13 protein-coding genes are annotated in these 18,397 nt (G+C 68.1%); 5 read left to right on the top strand and 8 right to left on the bottom strand.

From position 1 onward, the window contains the following. Positions 1–534 precede the first annotated feature (534 nt). Complete coding sequence (locus H3H36_RS00395) at positions 535–2,097, top strand: fatty acyl-CoA reductase (RefSeq protein ID WP_182213003.1); 1,563 nt, start codon at positions 535–537, stop codon at positions 2,095–2,097. A gap of 96 nt (positions 2,098–2,193) precedes the next feature. Then, positions 2,194–3,636: a wax ester/triacylglycerol synthase family O-acyltransferase gene (locus H3H36_RS00390; RefSeq protein ID WP_229219648.1), complete on the top strand. Its 1,443-nt coding sequence runs from the start codon at positions 2,194–2,196 to the stop codon at positions 3,634–3,636. A gap of 13 nt (positions 3,637–3,649) precedes the next feature. Here H3H36_RS00390 and H3H36_RS00385 read toward each other — a convergent pair whose 3' ends face one another. From H3H36_RS00385 to acsA, 8 genes are all read right to left on the bottom strand, one after another. Further along, a complete protein-coding gene (locus H3H36_RS00385) occupies positions 3,650–6,736 on the bottom strand; it encodes an efflux RND transporter permease subunit (protein ID WP_182213002.1) in 3,087 nt (1,028 codons plus the stop codon). Positions 6,737–6,746: 10 nt separating this feature from the next. Further along, complete coding sequence (locus H3H36_RS00380; RefSeq protein WP_182213001.1) at positions 6,747–7,886, bottom strand: efflux RND transporter periplasmic adaptor subunit; 1,140 nt, start codon at positions 7,884–7,886, stop codon at positions 6,747–6,749. Positions 7,887–7,917: 31 nt separating this feature from the next. After that, positions 7,918–9,423, bottom strand: coding sequence for an efflux transporter outer membrane subunit (locus H3H36_RS00375; protein WP_311196542.1), 1,506 nt, complete (start codon positions 9,421–9,423; stop codon positions 7,918–7,920). Positions 9,424–9,532: 109 nt separating this feature from the next. After that, complete coding sequence (locus H3H36_RS00370; RefSeq protein ID WP_182213000.1) at positions 9,533–9,778, bottom strand: acyl carrier protein; 246 nt, start codon at positions 9,776–9,778, stop codon at positions 9,533–9,535. Between the two features lie 14 nt (positions 9,779–9,792). Then, complete coding sequence (locus H3H36_RS00365; protein ID WP_182212999.1) at positions 9,793–10,989, bottom strand: dihydrolipoamide acetyltransferase family protein; 1,197 nt, start codon at positions 10,987–10,989, stop codon at positions 9,793–9,795. After that, positions 10,986–11,969, bottom strand: coding sequence for an alpha-ketoacid dehydrogenase subunit beta (locus H3H36_RS00360; protein ID WP_182212998.1), 984 nt, complete (start codon positions 11,967–11,969; stop codon positions 10,986–10,988). Before H3H36_RS00360 ends, H3H36_RS00365 begins: the two co-directional genes overlap by 4 nt. Next, complete coding sequence (gene pdhA / locus H3H36_RS00355) at positions 11,966–12,946, bottom strand: pyruvate dehydrogenase (acetyl-transferring) E1 component subunit alpha (protein WP_182212997.1); 981 nt, start codon at positions 12,944–12,946, stop codon at positions 11,966–11,968. The genes H3H36_RS00360 and pdhA overlap by 4 nt, the downstream gene beginning before the upstream one ends. Then, on the bottom strand, positions 12,943–14,709 hold the full coding sequence (gene acsA / locus H3H36_RS00350; protein ID WP_182212996.1) for an acetate--CoA ligase: 1,767 nt from the start codon (positions 14,707–14,709) through the stop codon (positions 12,943–12,945). Before acsA ends, pdhA begins: the two co-directional genes overlap by 4 nt. A 263-nt stretch (positions 14,710–14,972) precedes the next feature. Here acsA and H3H36_RS26635 point away from each other — a divergent pair, with 263 nt between their 5' ends. The 3 genes from H3H36_RS26635 (at position 14,973) to H3H36_RS00340 (ending at position 18,365) form a co-directional block, all read left to right on the top strand. Continuing rightward, positions 14,973–15,680, top strand: coding sequence for a phosphoribosyltransferase (locus H3H36_RS26635; protein ID WP_220459549.1), 708 nt, complete (start codon positions 14,973–14,975; stop codon positions 15,678–15,680). Next, positions 15,661–16,335 carry a dienelactone hydrolase family protein gene (locus tag H3H36_RS26630; protein ID WP_220459547.1) on the top strand — a complete coding sequence of 225 codons (675 nt, stop codon included), beginning with the start codon at positions 15,661–15,663 and terminating at the stop codon, positions 16,333–16,335. Before H3H36_RS26635 ends, H3H36_RS26630 begins: the two co-directional genes overlap by 20 nt. Before the next feature lie 182 nt (positions 16,336–16,517). After that, positions 16,518–18,365, top strand: a complete 1,848-nt coding sequence (locus H3H36_RS00340) for a DUF885 domain-containing protein (protein WP_182212995.1) — start codon at positions 16,518–16,520, stop codon at positions 18,363–18,365. The last annotated feature ends 32 nt before the right edge of the window (positions 18,366–18,397 follow it).

Genomic DNA, 18,397 nt, shown 5'->3' with positions numbered 1-18,397 from the left:
TGCGGTGGACATGGCTACGCGCCGCGGCCCGCATCACGCCAGGCCGAGAAACGCTGGTTGAAGATCAAATATCAGACTTGCATGATAGTCGAAACAGGCCTGTCCCGGACAATTGTTCCCTAATTATTGCTTGCAAGCAGTTTTTTGCTGTATGAAATTGACAACAAAATAGACGAAACGCAACACAAATCCCGTTCCCGGTTTTGCCCCCTTTTTCCCTCTCTGGCGCCGCCGCCGCGGGCCGCGCGTGACTCGCCGCGCCATGCGTTTGGCTCGCCGGGACTAGGCATTGTGGCCTGCCACGCCACTGTTTCGCATTAAGATCGAAACCGGAGTCTATTGCAGTATTGATACGTTTTCTCCGGGCAAGCGCGCGGGCCGGCCACCGCCTCCCGCGCGGCGCAGCAAACTTCTCACAAAGAATGTGGAGCAAACCTCGACGGCGCGGCAAGCCGTAAAAGTAAAAACACGGTGCGGGCAAGTCCTCACCGTATCGAACGAAGGTTGCAAGCAATTAAAGAGACTGAGAAGAATATGAACAATGTTTTGAACGCCGGGCCAGCCCTGGGAGTTGGACCGGCGCTGGCCGGCAAGCGGGTCTTCATCACGGGCACCACGGGCTTTTTGGCCAAGGTGGTACTGGAAAAACTGATCCGCGCCGTGCCCGACGTGGGCGGCGTGATCCTGCTGATACGGGGTGGCCGCAACGGCGTGACGGCCCGCGCCCGCTTCGAGCGCGAAGTGGCCGCTTCCTCCGTGTTCGACAAGCTGCGCGCCGAACGGCCCCGCTACCTGGAACAATTCTTCGCCGACAAGCTCGAATGCGTGACGGGCGAAGTGACGGAACCGAGCTTCGGCCTGGATCCGGGCGAGTTCTACGCCCTCACCCGCCGCGTGGACCTGGTGATCAACGCGGCCGCCAGCGTCAACTTCCGCGAGGCGCTGGACCAGGCGCTGGCCATCAACGCGCTGTCGATCGCCAACCTGTCCACGCTGGCGCGCGCGGCCAACGCGCCGCTGATCCAGGTCTCCACCTGCTACGTGAACGGCTACCAGCGCGGCGCCATGCAGGAGGAGATCGTGCGCCCGGCCCGCGCCAGCATCGCGCGCCACGCGGACGGCTATTACGACCTGTCCAACCTGCTCGACTACCTGAACCACCGCATCACCCAGGTCAAGGCGGAAGTGCAGGACCCCGAGCAACTGGCCACGCGCCTGACGGAACTGGGCATCGCCGAAGCCAACTACCACGGCTGGAACGACACCTACACCTTCACCAAATGGATGGGCGAACAGCTGGCCATGCGCGCCATGCAGGGTCGCGCGCTGACCATCGTGCGCCCGTCCATCATCGAAAGCACGCTGCAGGAGCCGGTGCCCGGCTGGATCGAAGGCGTGAAGGTGGCCGACGCCATCATCCTGGCCTACGCGCGCGGCAAGACCAGCTTCTTCCCGGCCCGCCCGGACGAAGTGATCGACATCGTGCCGGCCGACCTGGTGGCCAACAGCATCCTGCTGGCCAGCGCCGAAGCGCTGACGGAGGCGCCGGCCCGCCGCATCTACCAGGCTTGCACGGGGTCGGGCAACCCGATCAAGCTGGGCAAGGTGATCGACCTGTTCCAGACCGAGGCCAAGCGCAACTGGCGCCAGTACGACCGCCTGTTCTACAACGCGCCCAAGCGCGACTTCCAGGTGGTGAGCCGCCCGGCCTTCCTGCTGATGCTGCGCGCCATGCGCGCCGGCACGGGCGCCTGGAACGGCGTGCGCCGGCTGCTTGGCGCGGGCGAGTCGCCGGCCATCGAGGCGCTGCGCACCACCCAGACGCTGGCCGTGACGTTCTCGTTCTACACGGCGCCGCGCTACCGCTTCCACAACAACCGGCTGATGGCGCTGGCGCGCCGCTTCGGCGCCGAGGACGCGGCCCGCTTCCCCGTCGATCCGGCGCAGATCGACTGGCCCGACTACCTGTGCCGCATCCACATGGGCGGCTTGAACCGCTATGCGCTGCGCCCGCGTGGCGTGTCCAAGGCCGCTGCCACGGCCGCAGCCGCGACCACGGCGCCGGCCACCTGCCAGGAGGCCAGCATCGGCAGCTAGCGACAGCTGCCCGCAACGCATAGCATCGCGCATGGCATCAACAACAGGCCGACGCCACTACAACTACAACGGCGCGGCAAGAGGAGACAGCAGCACATGGACCACACTTCCGCATCGCGCGCGCACGCGCACCAGGAGCCGCAGCAGCCCGTGGAACCGGCGCGCCCGGCCGGCGCGCCCCGTTCGCGCATGACCCGGCGCGATTACGCCTGGCACCGCATGGACACCAACAAGAACCTGATGGTCATCAACAGCATCCTGCTGTTCGAGGGCGAGGTGGACATGGAACGGCTGGTATCGACCATCGCCCACCGCCTGCCCAACTACCCGCGCTTCACGCAGAAGGTGGTGACCCGCTGGGGCCGCGCGCACTGGGTGGAGGACGAGGAATTCAACATCCTCGACCACATCAAGCATGAGCGCATGGTGGAGGAAGTGAGCCGCGCCGAGCTGCAGAACCACCTGACCCGCATCGCCCATCTGCCGCTGGCCACCGACCGGCCCATGTGGCACATGACGGTGCTGGACCGCGTGAACGGCGGCCACGCCATCGTGTTCCGGGTTCACCACTGCATCACGGACGGCCTGGGGCTGGTCCACGTGCTCAATCATCTGACCGACGACAACGGCCTGCATGGCCGCACGCCCTCGCCCGTCGGCCATCCGCACCGCGCCGCCGTCACCGGCAATCCGGTGTGCTTCAACCTGGCGCGCGCCGTCTCGTGGCTCAAGATCGCCGGCCACGTTACGCGCCTGTCCATGCTGTGGCCGGACGCCCGCACCCGCCTGAAAGCGCCCATGCACGGCGAGAAGCAGCTGGTCTGGCTGCCGCCGCTGGAAATGGACCGCGTGCGCACGCTGTCCAAGCGCATGGGCGTGACGCTCAACGACGTGTGGGTGGCCGCCGTGTCGGGCGCGCTGCGTGCCTACCTGTCGTCCAACGGCGAGCAGGTGGACGGCCGCGCGCTGCGGGCCGCCGTCACCTTCAACCTGCGCGAGAAGGCCAACGCCTTCCAGCTCGGGAACGAATTCGGACTGGTGGCCGTGGAACTGCCCACCAATGTGGACGACCCGTGCCAGCGGCTGCGCCAGTCCAGCGCCCGCATGACGGCCATCAAGCGCTCGCACCAGCCGCGCGCCACCATGACCTTCTTGTCCATCGCCGGCTGCCTGCCGACGGCGCTCCAGCACTTCGCGCTGAACCTGTTCACGTCCAAGGGTTCCGTCGTGCTGACCAATATCGAAGGTCCGGGCAGCCGCCGCTACCTGGCCGGCTCGCGCATGACGGACCTGATCTGCTGGGTGCCGCAGGCGGGCAAGCTGGGCGTGGGCCTGGCCTTCATATCGTACGCGGGCCAGATCCAGCTGGCCCTGTTCGTCGATACCGACCAGGTGCCGGACCCGGACCGGCTGATGGCGCTGACGGTGGAAGCGTTCGCGGAACTGGAGACGGCCACGCGCGCCATGATGGAGACGGCGCCCGAGCAGGCCGTCGAGGGCGTGCCCGCCGTGCCGCTGGCGTCCGCGCGCGCCGCCTGAATCCCCCTGGCCGTCAGTGGCCCGCGGGCGCGGGTTCCGGGGCCGGCTCGCGATCGGCCGCAGGTTCCTCCGGCGGCGCGACAGCCACATGCTTCCCGGCCAGGAACATATACATGGCCGGCACCACGAACAGCGTAAACAGCGTGCCGATGGCCAGGCCCGTGAAGATCACCAACCCCATCGCGTGGCGCCCGGCCGCGCCCGCGCCGGAGGCGATCACTAGCGGCACCACGCCGAACACCATGGCCGCCGTCGTCATCAGGATCGGGCGCAGCCGGGTGCCGGCCGCTTCCTCGATGGCGGCCCGCTTGTCCTTGCCCGCCGCCCGCAGATGGTTGGCCACCTCCACGATCAGGATGCCGTGCTTGGAAATGAGTCCCATCAGCGTGACCAGCCCCACCTCCGTGTAGATGTTGATCGAGGCGAAGCCGAGGAAGATGAAGATCATGGCCCCGAACAGCGCCAGCGGCACCGACACCAGGATCACGACGGGATCGCGGAAGCTCTCGAACTGCGCCGCCAGCGTGAGGAACACGATGATGACGGCGAAGCCCATCGTGACAAGGAAGCCGCCCGACTCCTGCACGTACTGGCGCGACTGGCCGGAATAATCGACCGTATAGCCGCTCGGCGCCACCTGCTTCAAGGTGTCGCGCATGAATTGCAGGATGTCGCCCTGCGATTCGCCCGTCACGCCGGCGAAGGTCACGGCGTTCAGTTGCTGGAAGCGCGTGATCGATTCGGGCACCACGCTGTATTTGAGGCTGGCCACGGTGCTGGCCGGGATCATGTCACCGCCGGGCGTCTTGATCTGGAAGTCCAGCACATTGGCCGGGTTGAGCCGGTCCACCTGCCGCACCTGCGGGATCACCTTGTAGGATCGGCCGGCGATGGAGAAGTAATTGACGTAGCCGCCGCCCAGCCCTGCGCCCAGCGCGTTGCCGAAATCCTGCTGGGTCATGCCCAGCGAGGTGAGCTTGTCGCGGTCCACCACCACGGTGGCCTGCGGCGAGTCGACTTTCAGGTCCACGTCCACGAAATAGAACTTGTTGGCCGCCCTGACCTTTTCCAGCATCTGCTCGGCCACCGTGTTGAGGTTCTCGAACGGTTCCGTGGTGGTCACCACGAACTGCACCGGCAAGCCTGAACTGCCGGGCAAGGCGGGGAACTGGAAGGCCGCCACGCGCGCGCCGGCGATCGTGTTCCATTTTTCCTGTAGCTCCTGCTGGATCTCGTGGGCCGAGCGGGTGCGCTGGTCCCACGGCTTGAACAGCACGCCGCCAAAGCCGGAATTGATGGTGGGGACACCCGTGATCTGGAACATCTGCTCGTATTCGGGTATCGATTTGCCGATCGCGAAAATCTGCTGCGCGTAGGTCTGCATCTGGTCCGACGTGGCCGTGGGCGCGCCCACCACCTGCGACAGCACGATGCCCTGGTCCTCCTCGGGCGCCAGTTCCGATTGCGACATCTTGAACATCAGCGCCAGCAGCACGCTCAACACCACGCCCATCACGATCAGCACCGGCCACGTGTCGAGCAGGCTGTGGAGGATGCGCAGGTAGCGCCCATGCACCCGGTCGAACACGCGGTCGATGGCCTTGACGAAGCGGCCCTCGTCCTGGCTGGCCCGGAAGAAGCGCCCGCACATCATGGGCGAGAGCGTGAGCGCGACCACGCCCGACACGGCCACGGCGCCGGCCAGCGTGAACGCGAACTCCGTGAACAGCGCGCCCGTCAGCCCGCCCTGGAAGCCGATCGGCACGTAGACGGCGATCAGCACCACGGTCATGGCCACGATGGGGCTGCCCAGCTCACGGGCCGCCACCAGGGCCGCGTCGAACGGCGCCATGCCCTGCTTCATGTGGCGGTCCACGTTCTCGACGACGATGATGGCGTCGTCCACCACCAGGCCGATGGCCAGCACGATGGCCAGCAGCGTAAGCAGGTTGATCGAGTAACCCAGCATGAGCATCACGAAGAAGGTGCCGATCAGCGACAGCGGCATGGCGATCACCGGCACCACCACGGCCCGCAGGCTGCCCAGGAACAGGTAGATGACGATGGTGACGATGACCAGCGCCTCCACCAGCGTCTTGACCACTTCGTGGATGGAGGTGTTGATGAAGTCCGTAGAATCGTAGACGATTTCCCCCGTCAGCCCGTTCGGCAGCTGCTCGCGGATGGGCGGGAAAGCTTCGCGCACCCGCTTGGCCACGTCCAGGATGTTGGCCTCGGGCGCCACCTTGATGCCGATGAAGACGGAACGCACGCCGCTGAAGGCCACGTTGAAGTCATAATTCTCCGAGCCCAGCGTGACGTTGGCCACGTCCTCCAGGTGCACGATGGCGCCGCCGCTCTGGCGGATGGCCAGCTGCTTGAATTCCTCCACCGTGTGCAGGTCGGTGCCGGCCGTCAGCGGCACGCTCACCATCTGGCCCTTGGACGAACCGAGGCCGGTCAGGTAGTTGTTCGAGGCCAGCGCCGCGCTCACGTCGGCCGCCGTGACGCCATGGGCCGCCATTTGATCGGCGTTGAGCCAGGCCCGCAAGGCGAACTGGCGCGCCCCCAGCAGCTCGGCCGTCTGCACGCCTTCGATGGCGTCCAGCTTGGGCTTGACGACGCGGGCCAGGAAGTCCGTCACGTTATTGGTGGGCAGCGTATTGCTGTAGAAGCCCATGTACATGGCGTCCGTCGTCTGGCCCGTCTGCACCGTCAGCACCGGCGTCTGGGCCTGGGCCGGCAGCTGGTTCTTGACGGAGTTGACCTGGGTGGTGATTTCGGTCAGCGCCCGGTTGGCGTCGTAATTGAGCCGCAGCGTGGCCGTGATGACCGATACCCCGCTGTTGCTGGACGAGGACAGGTAGTCGATACCCTGCGCCTGCGCCACGGCCGATTCCAGCGGCTGGGTGATGAAGCCGGCCACGGTCTGCGCGTCCGCCCCGTAGTAGGTGGTGGAGATGGTGACCACCGCGTTCTGCGTGCGCGGATACTGGTTGATGGGCAGGCTGAATAAGGAGCGCAAGCCCAGCACCACGATCAGCAGGCTGATGACGCTGGCCAGCACGGGCCGCCGGATGAAGATATCGGTGAATTTCATGGCGGCGCCCTCAGTGTTCCTGCGGCGTGGGCGCCGGGCTGTCGGCTGGCTGCACCTTGTTGTCGATCACGACCGGCGTGCCATTCTTCAGCTTGAGCTGGCCGCTGGTGACGACGGTTTGCCCTTCCTTGAGCCCCGTCAGCACGGCCACCTGGTCGCCGCGGGTGGCGCCCGTGGTCACGAACTGCTGCTGCGCCACCAGCAAGGGCTGGCCCTTGTCATCCTTGGGCGCGTCCTTGCCCTGCCCCGGTGCCAGCACGAAAACGGTCGAGCCATATGGATTGTAGGTGATGGCCGTTTGCGGCAAGGTCAGGTGGCGCTGCTTGTCGCCCTGTTCCAGGCTCACGTTGGCGAACATGCCCGGCATCAGCTGGCGTTTCGCGTTGGCCACCGTCGCCTCCACCAGCACGTTGCGCGTAGCCGGGTCCACCTTGGGGCTGATGGCCGTCAGTCGCACCGGGAAGGCGGCGCCGGGCCACGCGTCGCTGACCAGGCTCAGTTTCTGGCCCACGGCCAGGCCGGCCAGCTGCCTTTGCGGCACGTAGAAATCCACGTACACCGGGTCCATGGTCTGCAGCGTCACCAGCTTGTCGCCGGGGTTGACGAACTGGCCGGGGTTCACGGCCGTGATCCCCAGCTTGCCCGCGAACGGCGCCCGTATCGTCTTTTTGTCCACCAGCGCCTGCTGCTGCGCCACCAGCGCGCGGCGGCTTTTCAGTTCGGCCCGGTCATTGTCCAACTGGGCCTGGCTGATGGCCTGGGCCGCGAACTGCGCCTCGTCGCGCTTGAGCACCGTGGCCGCCAGTTCCGCCGCCGCCTGCAAGGCATGGAGCTGGGCCAGGTCGGCATCGTCGTTGAGCGCGAACAGCACCTGGCCGGACTTGACCTCGTCGCCGGAGCGGAAGCGCACCTCGCGCACCATGCCGGCGATCTCGCTGCTGATATCGACCCCGCGCACGGCCACCAGCGTGCCCACGGAATTGAGCTGCGGTTGCCATTCGAGCGCCTGCACCTTGATCGCCGTGACGGTCTGGGGGCCAGGCTTGGGCGAGCTGGCCATCATCTGGCGAATCTGCAGGAACTTGCCCAATGCGAGCGCCGCAACCAGCAGCACAACACAGCCCACCATGATGAACATACGCTTGGTCATGTCACCCTCTGCTCAAGGAACGAAGAAAAAACTACGGCGCAGCGGCGCTGGCCGGGGCGCGGTTCCACCAGCCGCCGCCCAGCGCCTGGAACAATGCCGCCGTGTCGGCATACCGGGCCGCCTGTGCCTGCGCCAGCGCCACGTGCGACTGCTGGAAGCTGCGCTGCGCATCGAGCAACGCCAGGTAGCTGATGGCGCCCAGCTCGTACTGGCGCCTGGCCAGCGCCAGCGTTTCGGCCGCCAGCGCTTCGGCGTCGGCCTGTGCCTGCAAGGCGCTGGCGTCCGACTCCAGCGCACGCAGGCTGTCGGCCACGTTCTGGAACGCGGCCAGCACGGTGGCGCGGTATTGGGCGGCGGCCGCGTCATAAGCCGCTTCGGCGGCGCGCCGCTTCGCCGTCAGCGCACCGCCGTTGAACAACGGTTGCGTCAGGCCGGCGGCCAGGTTCCAGACCAGGTTATTGGCCTGCAAGACCTCGTGCGGGCTGGCGCCAGCCGCGCCATAGCTGGCATTGAGCGTGATCTGCGGGTACAGGTTGGCCGTGGCCACGCCCACCTGCGCGCTGGCCTGGTGCAGCAGCGCTTCGCTGGCGCGCACGTCGGGACGCTGGCGCGCCAGGGCGGAAGGCAGCGATACCGGCAATTGCTCGGGCAACGTCAGCGACGCCAGCTCGAACTGGGGCAGGTCCGGCGTACTCGGTAACTGGCCGGCCAGCGCGGACAAGGCGTGGCGGCTCTGTGCCAGCGCCTTTTCCAGCGGCGGCACGGTGGCAGCCGTTTGCGCCACCTGGCTACGCTGCGACAACAGCACGGCACGGGCCACGGCGCCGGCCTGCAACTGCTTGTCGATCACGCCCAGCTGCTGGCGTTGGGCGGCCAGGACTTCGGTTGTGGCCCGCAACTGCGCCCGCAACGACGCCTCGCGGATGGCCGCCGTGACCACGTTGGCCGTCAGCGCCAGTTGCGCCGCTTCGAGCTGGTAACGCTGGTAGTCGATGGCCGCCTGCGCGCCTTCCAGCACACGCCGCGTGGCCCCGAACGCGTCCGGCGCGTAGCTGACGTTGACGGAAGCGTTATACAGGGAGAACACGCCGTTGACGGTCTTGCCCTGGTCCGCCAGGTGTTCGCGGGCCGCGCCCAACTGGGCGTTCACGGCCGGGACTACCCTGCCGCCCCGTTCGGCGTCGTAATTCTCCTGGGCCTGACGCAAGGCCGCTTCGGCCGCCGCCACCGTGGGGCTGTGTTCCAGCGCAGTACGCACCAGGCGGTCCAGCTCCGGCGAGTGGAATACGGTCCACCACTGCGCCGGTATGTCCTGCCCCAGCGCCAGGTGCTGCGATGCGCCACCGGGGCCGGGCGCGGACACCGTGGCGGACGGCATGGGGGTGGGCGTGTAGCTGTCGTCGCGCAGGCCAGGCGGCGGTGCGGGGGGATGGAAATCAGGGCCGACGGCGCAGCCGGCCGCCGCCAGGGCGAGCAAGGCAGCCAGGGTGCAGCGGCGCCCACCCAACGGAAACTGCTTGAAGCATAGGTTCTTCACGCATAGCCCCCCGCAATAACTGAATGCAGGGTCGATTATAGGGAAAAACCTGACGAAATTGACAATAACATTCTACGGTGCGGGCTGGACTATCGCCGTGCAAGCAGCGTCATGCCATCCGCGCGGCCAGGTAATCGGCCAGCTCATCGAGGGTGCGCAGGCGGCCATAATCCGATTCCGGTATGTCCACTTTCAAGGCGCTATGCAGGCCAATCAGGAAATTCAGCCAATCCATCGAATCCAGGTCCACCTGGGCGCGCAGCGGTTCGCCCGGCGCCAGGTCGGCCGCGCTCACTTCGGGCGCGATAGTCTGCAGCGTCTTGATCACGGCGCCCATCAATTGTTCACGATCCATGGTTCACCTCCGATTCAAAGCGCGGCGGGGTCTTGCAGCAGGTCGCGGACGGCCGCCAGGAACAGCGCGCCCCGGTGGCCATCGGTCACGCGGTGGTCGGCCGCCAGGCTGGCCGTCACCACCGGCATCACGCACAAGCCGCCGTCGCGCACCCACGGCCGCTCCGTGAGCCGGCCGAAGCCGACCAGCGCCACCTGCGGCGGATAGATCACGCCCGCCACCATCTCCACCCCCTGCTCGCCCAGGTTGGTGACGGTGATGGTGGCATCGCCCATTTCCGAGCTGCGCAGCGAGCCGGCGCGGGCGCGCCGCACCAGGTCGGACAGCTCGCGCATCAGCTGATCGAGCGGTTTGTCCGCCGCGTCGAGCAGGGCCGGGGCCACCAGGCCGCCCTGGCGCAGCGCGATGGCGACACCGACGTGGGCCGCCGCGACGGGTTGGAAGGCGCCGTCCCGGTAGTAGCCGTTCATGTCAGGGAAGCGGCGCAGCGCCAGCGCCACCGCCTTCAACTGCAGCACGGCCAGCAGCAGACGGTCGGTAACGGGACGTTCGGCGTTGGCCGCCGCCAGCCAGTCCAGCGCGGCGCGCATGGCAACCGGCTCGCTCAGGTAGTAATGCGGAATCTCGCGCTTGCTGCGGCTCATGGCGGCGGCGATGGCCTTGCGCATCTCGGCCTGGCGATCGGCCGGCGCGGCCTTGGCCGCCTGGGCGGCCGCCTCCACGTCCTGCAAGGTGATGGCGCCGTCCGCGCCCGTGCCGTTGAGCGCGTCGACGTTGACGCCATATTCAGCGGCCTTTTTGCGGGCGGCCGGCGAGATGCGGCGGCGGGCTGACGGTGTCGCCGCCACGCCGCCAGCGACGCCGTCCGGCATCCGGGGCGCGCTGCCGGACAGTGGCGCGGGCGCAGCCGCCGTCGCCGGCCGCACGGGCGCGACGCCCTCGCCCGCGCGCGCGATCACCGCGCTGGCGGCCTCGCCCGGTTCCAGCACGATGGCCAGCACCGTGCCCACCGGGACCGTCTCGCCAGGCTGCACCAGCAACTGGGCGACCGTCCCATCCTGCCAGATTTCCACGTCCACGGCGGCCTTGGACGTATCGACCACGGCCACCACCTGCCCCCGCTTGACCGTGTCGCCGGGCTGGACGTGCCAGGCCAGCAGCTTGCCCTCGTCCATGTCCGAGCCCAGCGATGGCAGTTTGAATTCGATCATGCGCCCCCCAGCATCCGCAGAGCGGCATCGACTATGGTGGCCACTTGCGGCAGGGCTGCCTGCTCCATGTGGGCCGCGTACGGAATCGGCACTTCCGCGCTGCATACGCGCGCCGGCGGCGCATCGAGGTCGTAGAACGCCTCCTCCACCACGCGCGCCATGATCTCGCCCGCCAGGCTGCCGCTTTTCCAGCCCTCATCCACCAGCAGCACCCGGTGCGTCTTGCGCACGGAGGCCATGATGGTGGCCGTATCGAGCGGACGCAGCACACGCAGGTCCAGCACCTCCGCGTCCACGCCCTGCCCGGCCAGTTGTCCGGCCGCCTGCATGGCCTTGGGCACGCAGCCGCCGTATGCGATCAGTGTCAGTTGCGTGCCGGGACGGCGCACGGCGGCATGACGCAGGTCGCACACGGGCGGCCACGCGGCGCCATCCACTTCCTCCTCCAGGTTGTACAACTGCGCGTGCTCGAAGATGACGACGGGGTCGGGATCGGCCAGTGCCGGCGCCAGCATGGCGCGCGCGTCGGCCACGGTGGCGGGGGCCAGCACGGTCAGGCCGGGCACGTGCGCGTACCAGCATTCCAGGCTGTGCGAATGCTGGGCCGCCAGTTGCCGGCCCGCGCCGGTGGCCATGCGGATCACCAGCGGCACGTGGAACTGGCCGCCGGACATGTGGCGCATGGCGGCGGCCGTGTTGACGATCTGGTCCAGCGCCAGCAGGCTGAAATTGACGGTCATGATCTCCACGATGGGCAGCATGCCGCCCAGCGCCGCGCCGATGCCCGCGCCCACGAAACCCAGTTCCGACAACGGCGTGTCGCGGATACGTTCCGGGCCGAACTCCTCCAGCAAGCCCTTGGAGACGGCATACGAGCCGCCGTAGCGGCCCACGTCCTCTCCCATCAGGAACACGCGCGGATCGGCGCGCATCGCTTCCCGGATCGCCTCGCGCATCGCTTCGCGGTAGCTGATCTTCATGGCCGGACCTCCGGCGCGGAGACGCCATCGAGCAGCGTCTCCACGCCTTCCCACGGCGCCGCCTCGGCCCAGGCGACGGCTCCCCGCACTTCGCTTTCCGCCTGCGCGTCCAGCGCCAGGAAGTCCGCCTCGGTCAGCGCGCCTTGTTCCTTGAGGCGGGCGGAATAGCTGTGGATCGGGCCGCGCTGCTTCCATTGCTCCACTTCCGCCTTGTCGCGGTACAGTTCGGGGTCGAACATGGAGTGGGCACGGAAACGGTAGGTGCGGCACTCGAGGAAGAATGGGCCGTGCCCTTCGCGCACATGGCGCGCGGCCGCGCGGGCGGCAACCAGCACGGCTTCGACGTCCATGCCGTCCACGCTGGCCGTGGGCACGGCGTAGCTGGCCGCCTTGGCGCACAGGTCCACCTGCGATTCGGAGCGCTCCAGCGCCGTGCCCATCGCGTACAGGTTGTTCTCGCAGATGAACAGCACGGGCAGCTGCCACAGCGCGGCCAGGTTGAGCGATTCATGGAACGCGCCTTCGGCCATCGCCCCTTCGCCAAAAAAGCAGGCGTTGACCCGCTTTTCGGCCCGCATATGATCGGCCAGCCCCAGCCCGACGGCCAGCGCCAGCCCGCCGCCAACGATGGCATTGCCGCCATAGAAGCCATGGGCGCGGTCGAACAGGTGCATGGAACCACCCCGGCCGCGCGAGCAACCGGCCGCCTTGCCGAACATCTCGGCCATGATGGCGTCCATCGCCACCCCGCGCACCAGCGCGTGCGCATGCTCGCGGTAGGTCGCCACCACGCGGTCCCCGGCGGCCAGCGCGTGCAGCACGCCCACGGCCACCGCTTCCTCGCCCACGTACAGGTGCAGGAAGCCACGTATCTTGCCCGCGCCGTACAACTGGGCCGACGCTTCCTCCATGCGGCGGATGCGCAGCATGTCAGCCAACAGGGCCAGGCGTTGCTGGTTGGTGATGCGGGAAGTCATGCGCCGGCCTCCAGGGTGGAGGTGTCGCCTTCCGGCAGGCCGAGCTCGCGCGCCTTGAGCAGCCGGCGCAGGATCTTGCCGCTACGGGTGCGCGGCAGCGCCGCCAGGAAGTCGATCTCCTTGGGCGCCACGGCCGCGCCCAGCCGCTTGCGCGCGTGGCCCAGCAGCTCCATGCGCAGCGCCGGCGTGCCTTCATAGCCGGGCTTGAGCGAGAGAAAGGCCTTGATCATTTCGCCCACCGTGGGATCGGGCTTGCCGATCACCCCCGCCTCGGCCACGGCGGGATGTTCGAGCAGCGCGCTCTCCACCTCGAACGGTCCGATCAGGTGGCCGGACGACTTGATCACGTCATCGGAGCGCCCCACGAACCAGTAGTAGCCGTCCGCGTCGCGCCGGGCCAGGTCGCCCGTCAGGTATAACTCGCCGTCGAAACACTTGCGGTAGCGCGCATCCTCGTTCAGGTAACCGCGCCACATGGACGGCCAGCCACGCTTGAGGGCCAGTTCCCCCACCGTGTCCGGTTCGCTGGCCACGTGCACGGCGCCGTCCGCGCCGCGCGTGACGATGCACGCATCGATGCCCGGCAACGGGCGCCCCATGGAACCGGGCTTGATATCGAAGCCGGGCGTGTTGGCGATCATGATGCCGCCCGTCTCGGTCTGCCACCAGTTGTCGTGGATCGGATGGCCCAGCACTTCCTCGCCCCACCACACGGCTTCCGGATTGAGCGGCTCGCCCACGCTGGCCACCATGCGCAGCGCCGGGTAGCTGAATTGGCGCGCCAGTTCCGGGCCGGCCCGCATCAGCATGCGGATCGCCGTCGGCGCCGTGTACCAGACCGTCACGGCCTGCTCCTGCAGGATGCGATACCAGCGACCGGCGTCGAATTCGGCCTCGTCGATGATGGAGGTCACGCCATGCAGCAGCGGCGCGATGATGCCGTAGGAGGTGCCCGTCACCCAGCCCGGATCGGCCGTACACCAGTAGATATCGCCAGGATGCAGGTCGAGCGCGTATTTACCCGTCATCCAATGGGTGAGCGCGGCGCCATGCACGTGCAGCGCCCCCTTGGGCGTGCCCGTGGTGCCGCTGGTGAAATGCAGCAGCGCATAGTCGTCGGCGCTGGTGGGCGCGATCTCGAACAGTTCGGAAGCGCCGGCCATCGCCTCCTCCCAGTCCAGCGTGCCCGGTATGTCCTGGCGCGCCTCGCCCGGCGCGCGCACCAGCAGCACGTGGCGCAGGCCAGGCAAGCGTTCGCGCAGCGCCTCCACCTTGCGCCGGTAGAGGGCTGGCGTGGTGACCAGCACCCGCGCGTCGCCCAGCGTCATGCGGGTGGCGATCGGTTCCGGCCCGAAGGCGGAAAACAGGGGACAGACCACGGTGCCGCGCTTCATGCTGCCCAGGACCGCGACGTACAGCTCCGGCATGCGCCCGGCCAGCACGAACACCCGCTCGCCGCGCCCCACGCCCAAGCTTGCCAGCACATTGGCGAAACGGTTGGTCGCATAAGACAGTTGGGCGTAGGTGAGCTCGCGCTGGCCTTGCTCGCCAAGGAAACGGAACGCCAGTCGGTCGCCCTGTTCGCCACGGGCGTGGCGTTCCACTGCTTCATGGGCGATATTGAGACCGCCGCAGGGCAGGTAATCGAGCGCGGCGCGCACGCTGTTCCAGGAGAACGCGGCCCGTTCGGCCCCGTAGTCAGTCCAGTTCGGCGCCGGCCGCAAGGCGGCCGCGCGGTGCTTGATGATGCCAGGTCTATCCACAGCAGCCCCCAGTCGGGATCGTTACAGCAGCGCTACCGCTCCAATGTAGGAGGCTTCATTTTTCCTGTCACCGGCCCGATTTGATCTACATCAATTGACGACGCAATTGGGGCGCTGCGCGCCAACGGCGCTCTGGCGCCAGATCGGCACAAAATCCGCCCCAGGTTGACACGAATCAGCGTGCTTTCCTGACGCCGCGCAAAAATCGGACTACATTGAGCATATAGGCCGGCGGCACATGGGCCAACATGGGGGAGGCGGACATGAGCAAGGTTAGCAGATTCAAGGACCGCGTACACGCGGGCAAACTACTGGCCCACGCGCTCGACGCCTACGCCGGGCGGGCCGACGTGGTGGTATTGGCCCTGCCGCGTGGCGGCGTGCCGGTGGGCTACGCCGTGGCCCGTGAGCTCGACGTCGACCTGGACGTGCTGGTGGTGCGCAAGCTGGGCGCGCCCGGCCAGGAGGAACTGGCCATCGGCGCCGTGGCCAGCGGCGGCATCCGGGTCATCCATCACGACATCGTGGCGGAACTGGGCGTGCCCCAGCAATACGTGGAGGCGCTGGCGGCCCGCAAGATGGCCGAGGTGGCGCAGCGCGACGAATTGTTCCACGGCGGCCGCCCGCCGGTCACGCTGGAAGGACGGGTCGCCATCCTGGTCGATGACGGCATCGCCACCGGCGCCACCATGGAAGCGGCCGTCAAGGCGCTGCACCATGCCGGACTGGCCCGGGTGGTGGTGGCCGTGCCGGTGGCCTCCACGGAAGCCGTGCACACGTTGCGCCCGCTGGTGGACCAGCTGGTGTGCCTGACCGTGCCCGAACCATTTTTTGCCATCGGCGTCTGGTACGACGATTTCGAGCAGACCAGCGATGCGGAAGTGATCGACCTGCTGCGGCGGGCCGACGCTGCGCGCCGCGCCGACGCGGCCCAGCTGCAGGGAGGCGGCCATGCCCACCCCGCGCCATGAACTGGTCCGGATCCCGGCCGGCTCCGGCCCCGGTTCCGTCGACATGGAAGGCATGCTGGAATTGCCCGCCGATCCATACGGCGTGGTGCTGTTCGCCCACGGCAGCGGCAGCAGCCGTTTCAGCCCCCGCAACGGCTACGTGGCCACCGAGCTGCGGCGGGCCGGCATGGCCAGCCTGCTGATCGACCTGCTCAGTCCCGAGGAGGACCAGGACACGGATGCCCGCTTCGACATCGCCCTGCTGACCGATCGCCTGGCCACGGCTGCCGCCTGGCTGCGCCGGCACCCGCCCACCGCCCACCTGCCGCTTGGCCTGTTCGGCGCCAGCACGGGCGCGGCGGCGGCCTTGCGGGTGGCGGCGGGCGCGCGCAATGGCGCGGTGGGGGCCGTCGTCTCACGCGGCGGCCGGCCCGACATGGCCGGCACGGACACCTTGCAGCGCGTGGCCTCGCCCACCCTGCTCATCGTCGGTGGCGCCGACGACCTGGTGCTGGAATTGAACCGCGCCGCGTACGCCCAGCTGCACTGCGAGAAATCGTTGTCCATCGTGCCGCACGCCACCCACTTGTTCGAGGAACCGGGCGCACTGGAGGAAGTGGCGCGGCTGGCCACGGCATGGTTCGCCGGCCATCTGGGACCGCCCACCTGCAACTGAGCCGCGCCCCCCCTCCCGCCACCCCGTCGCCCACCGTGGCGCCCACGCACGCGAGGGGGCGCCACGGTGGGCGAGGCGTTATCAAAACCGCAAAATAAACACAAACGATTGACACGCGCGCCACGCTCGCGCTAAGGTCTGCGGCGTTTTGATTCTTTCTCTCCAACAATCAAAAGGCCCCCATGACCTCCGCCCTGTTTACCCGCCGCGACATGCTGCGCGCCGCGCTGTCGGCCGCCGCCGTTTCCGCCCTGCCCACGCTGGCGCACGCCCAGGCCCCGGCCGACGCCCGCCTGAACGCCCTGCTGTCCGAGTTCGCCGAAGAACTGCTGCGCCTGTCTCCCACCTCGGCCACGTCGCTGGGCCTGGACACGGGCGCGCGCGCGGCGCTGCGCTCGCAGCTGGAAGACGCCTCCCCGGCCGGCGACGCCCGCTGGGCCGGGCAGGTCAACTCCATGCTCACCCGGCTCGACGCCATCCCCCGCGATCAATTGGGCGACGACGCCCAACTCCGCTATGACTGCGTGCGCTACGCGGCCGGCGAAGGCGTGGCCGGGCTGCGCTTTCCGTTCGGCGGCGCGGCCAGCGGCTTTAACGGCGGCACGGCGCCCTTCCCCGTCACCCAGCAGGATGGCGCGCTGACCCGCCTGCCCGAATTCCTCGATTCCCAGCACCGCATCGCCGACGCGGCCGACGCCGAAGCCTACCTGGCCCGCGTGGCCGGCATGGCCCGCGTGCTGGACCAGGAGACGGACCGCATCAAGGCGCAGGCCGCGCAAGGTGTGATGCCGCCCAATTTCATCGCCCACACGGCGCTGGGCCAGTTGCGCGCCTACCGCAAGACGGCCATTGCGCGCCAGAAGCTGGTCACCTCGATCGCCAGCCGCACCAAGGCGCTGGGCCTGGCCGGCGACTGGCAAGCGCGCGCCGCCAGGCTGGTGGAAACCCAGGTCTATCCGGCGCTGGACCGCCAGATCGCCGCCTACGCCAAGGCCACGGCCCATGCCACCGACGTGGCGGGCGTGCACCGCCTGCCGGACGGCGACGCCTACTACGCCTGGGCCCTCAAGCTGGGCACCACGACCACCAGCAGTCCGGACGAGATCCACGCCATCGGCCTGGAACAGACCCGCATGCTGCAGGCGCGTATCGACACCATCCTCAAGGCCCAGGGCATCAGCCAGGGCACGGTGGGCCAGCGCATCCAGGCCCTGGCCAAGGATCCGTCGCGCTTCTATGCCGACGACGACGCCGGACGCCAGCAACTGATCGCCTTCTGCAACGAGAAAGTGAACGCGGCCCGCGCCCTGATGCCGAAAATCTCGCACCTGGACCTGAAAGTGCCGCTGGTGATCAAGCGCGTGCCGTCCGACATCGAGGCCGGCGCGCCGCTGGGCTACATGAATTTCGCGGCGCTGGACGGCTCGCGGCCCGCAATCTACTACATCAACCTCAAGTCCACCCATTTGTGGCCCAAGTCCGAGCTGACCACGCTGACGGCGCACGAAGGCATCCCCGGCCACGCCTGGCAAGGGGCCTACCTGGCCGAGCACCACGCCGAACTGCCGATGATCACGTCGCTGATGGGCTTTAACGCCTTCATCGAAGGCTGGGCCCTGTACGCGGAGCAGTTGATGGACGAATTTGGCCTGTACGCCAACGACCCGTTCAGCCAGGTCGGCTACCTGCAGGGCCAGATGTTCCGCGCCTGCCGGCTGGTGGTGGACACGGGCCTGCACGCCAAGCGCTGGACGCGCCAGCAGGCGATCCGCTTCCTGGTCGAGAACTCGGGCCGCGGCGTGGCCGCCATGACCAGCGAAGTGGATCGCTACACGGTGTCGCCGGGCCAGGCTTGCGGCTACAAGATGGGCCACAACGAAATCCTGCGCCAGCGCGAACGGGCCCGCCAGGCGCTGGGCGGGCGCTTCGACCTGCCCGGTTTCAACGACGCCATCGTCAGCAGCGCCGGCGTGCCGCTGACCGTGCTGCCGACCGTGATCGACCGCTACATCGCCCGCGCCAAAGCTTGATCCGCCGCCTCCGCCCCCTTTGCGGTTCTGCC

It is taken from the genome of Rugamonas fusca (assembly GCF_014042365.1).
GTDB lineage: Bacteria > Pseudomonadota > Gammaproteobacteria > Burkholderiales > Burkholderiaceae_D > Rugamonas > Rugamonas fusca.
Note: the sequence above shows the minus strand (reverse complement) of the source record. Positions and strands in the feature narration are given on the sequence as shown.

Bases quoted from the DNA above. Each gene is read 5' to 3' on its own strand.
- H3H36_RS00395 (WP_182213003.1), top strand. From the start codon at position 535: ATGAACAATGTTTTGAACGCCGGGCCAGCCCTGGGAGTTGGACCGGCG.
- pdhA (WP_182212997.1), bottom strand. From the start codon at position 12,946: ATGACTTCCCGCATCACCAACCAGCAACGCCTGGCCCTGTTGGCTGAC.
- H3H36_RS00365 (WP_182212999.1), bottom strand. From the start codon at position 10,989: ATGATCGAATTCAAACTGCCATCGCTGGGCTCGGACATGGACGAGGGC.
- H3H36_RS26630 (WP_220459547.1), top strand. From the start codon at position 15,661: ATGCCCACCCCGCGCCATGAACTGGTCCGGATCCCGGCCGGCTCCGGC.
- H3H36_RS26635 (WP_220459549.1), top strand. From the start codon at position 14,973: ATGAGCAAGGTTAGCAGATTCAAGGACCGCGTACACGCGGGCAAACTA.
- H3H36_RS00390 (WP_229219648.1), top strand. From the start codon at position 2,194: ATGGACCACACTTCCGCATCGCGCGCGCACGCGCACCAGGAGCCGCAG.
- H3H36_RS00340 (WP_182212995.1), top strand. From the start codon at position 16,518: ATGACCTCCGCCCTGTTTACCCGCCGCGACATGCTGCGCGCCGCGCTG.
- H3H36_RS00370 (WP_182213000.1), bottom strand. From the start codon at position 9,778: ATGGATCGTGAACAATTGATGGGCGCCGTGATCAAGACGCTGCAGACT.
- H3H36_RS00385 (WP_182213002.1), bottom strand. From the start codon at position 6,736: ATGAAATTCACCGATATCTTCATCCGGCGGCCCGTGCTGGCCAGCGTC.
- H3H36_RS00380 (WP_182213001.1), bottom strand. From the start codon at position 7,886: ATGACCAAGCGTATGTTCATCATGGTGGGCTGTGTTGTGCTGCTGGTT.
- H3H36_RS00360 (WP_182212998.1), bottom strand. From the start codon at position 11,969: ATGAAGATCAGCTACCGCGAAGCGATGCGCGAGGCGATCCGGGAAGCG.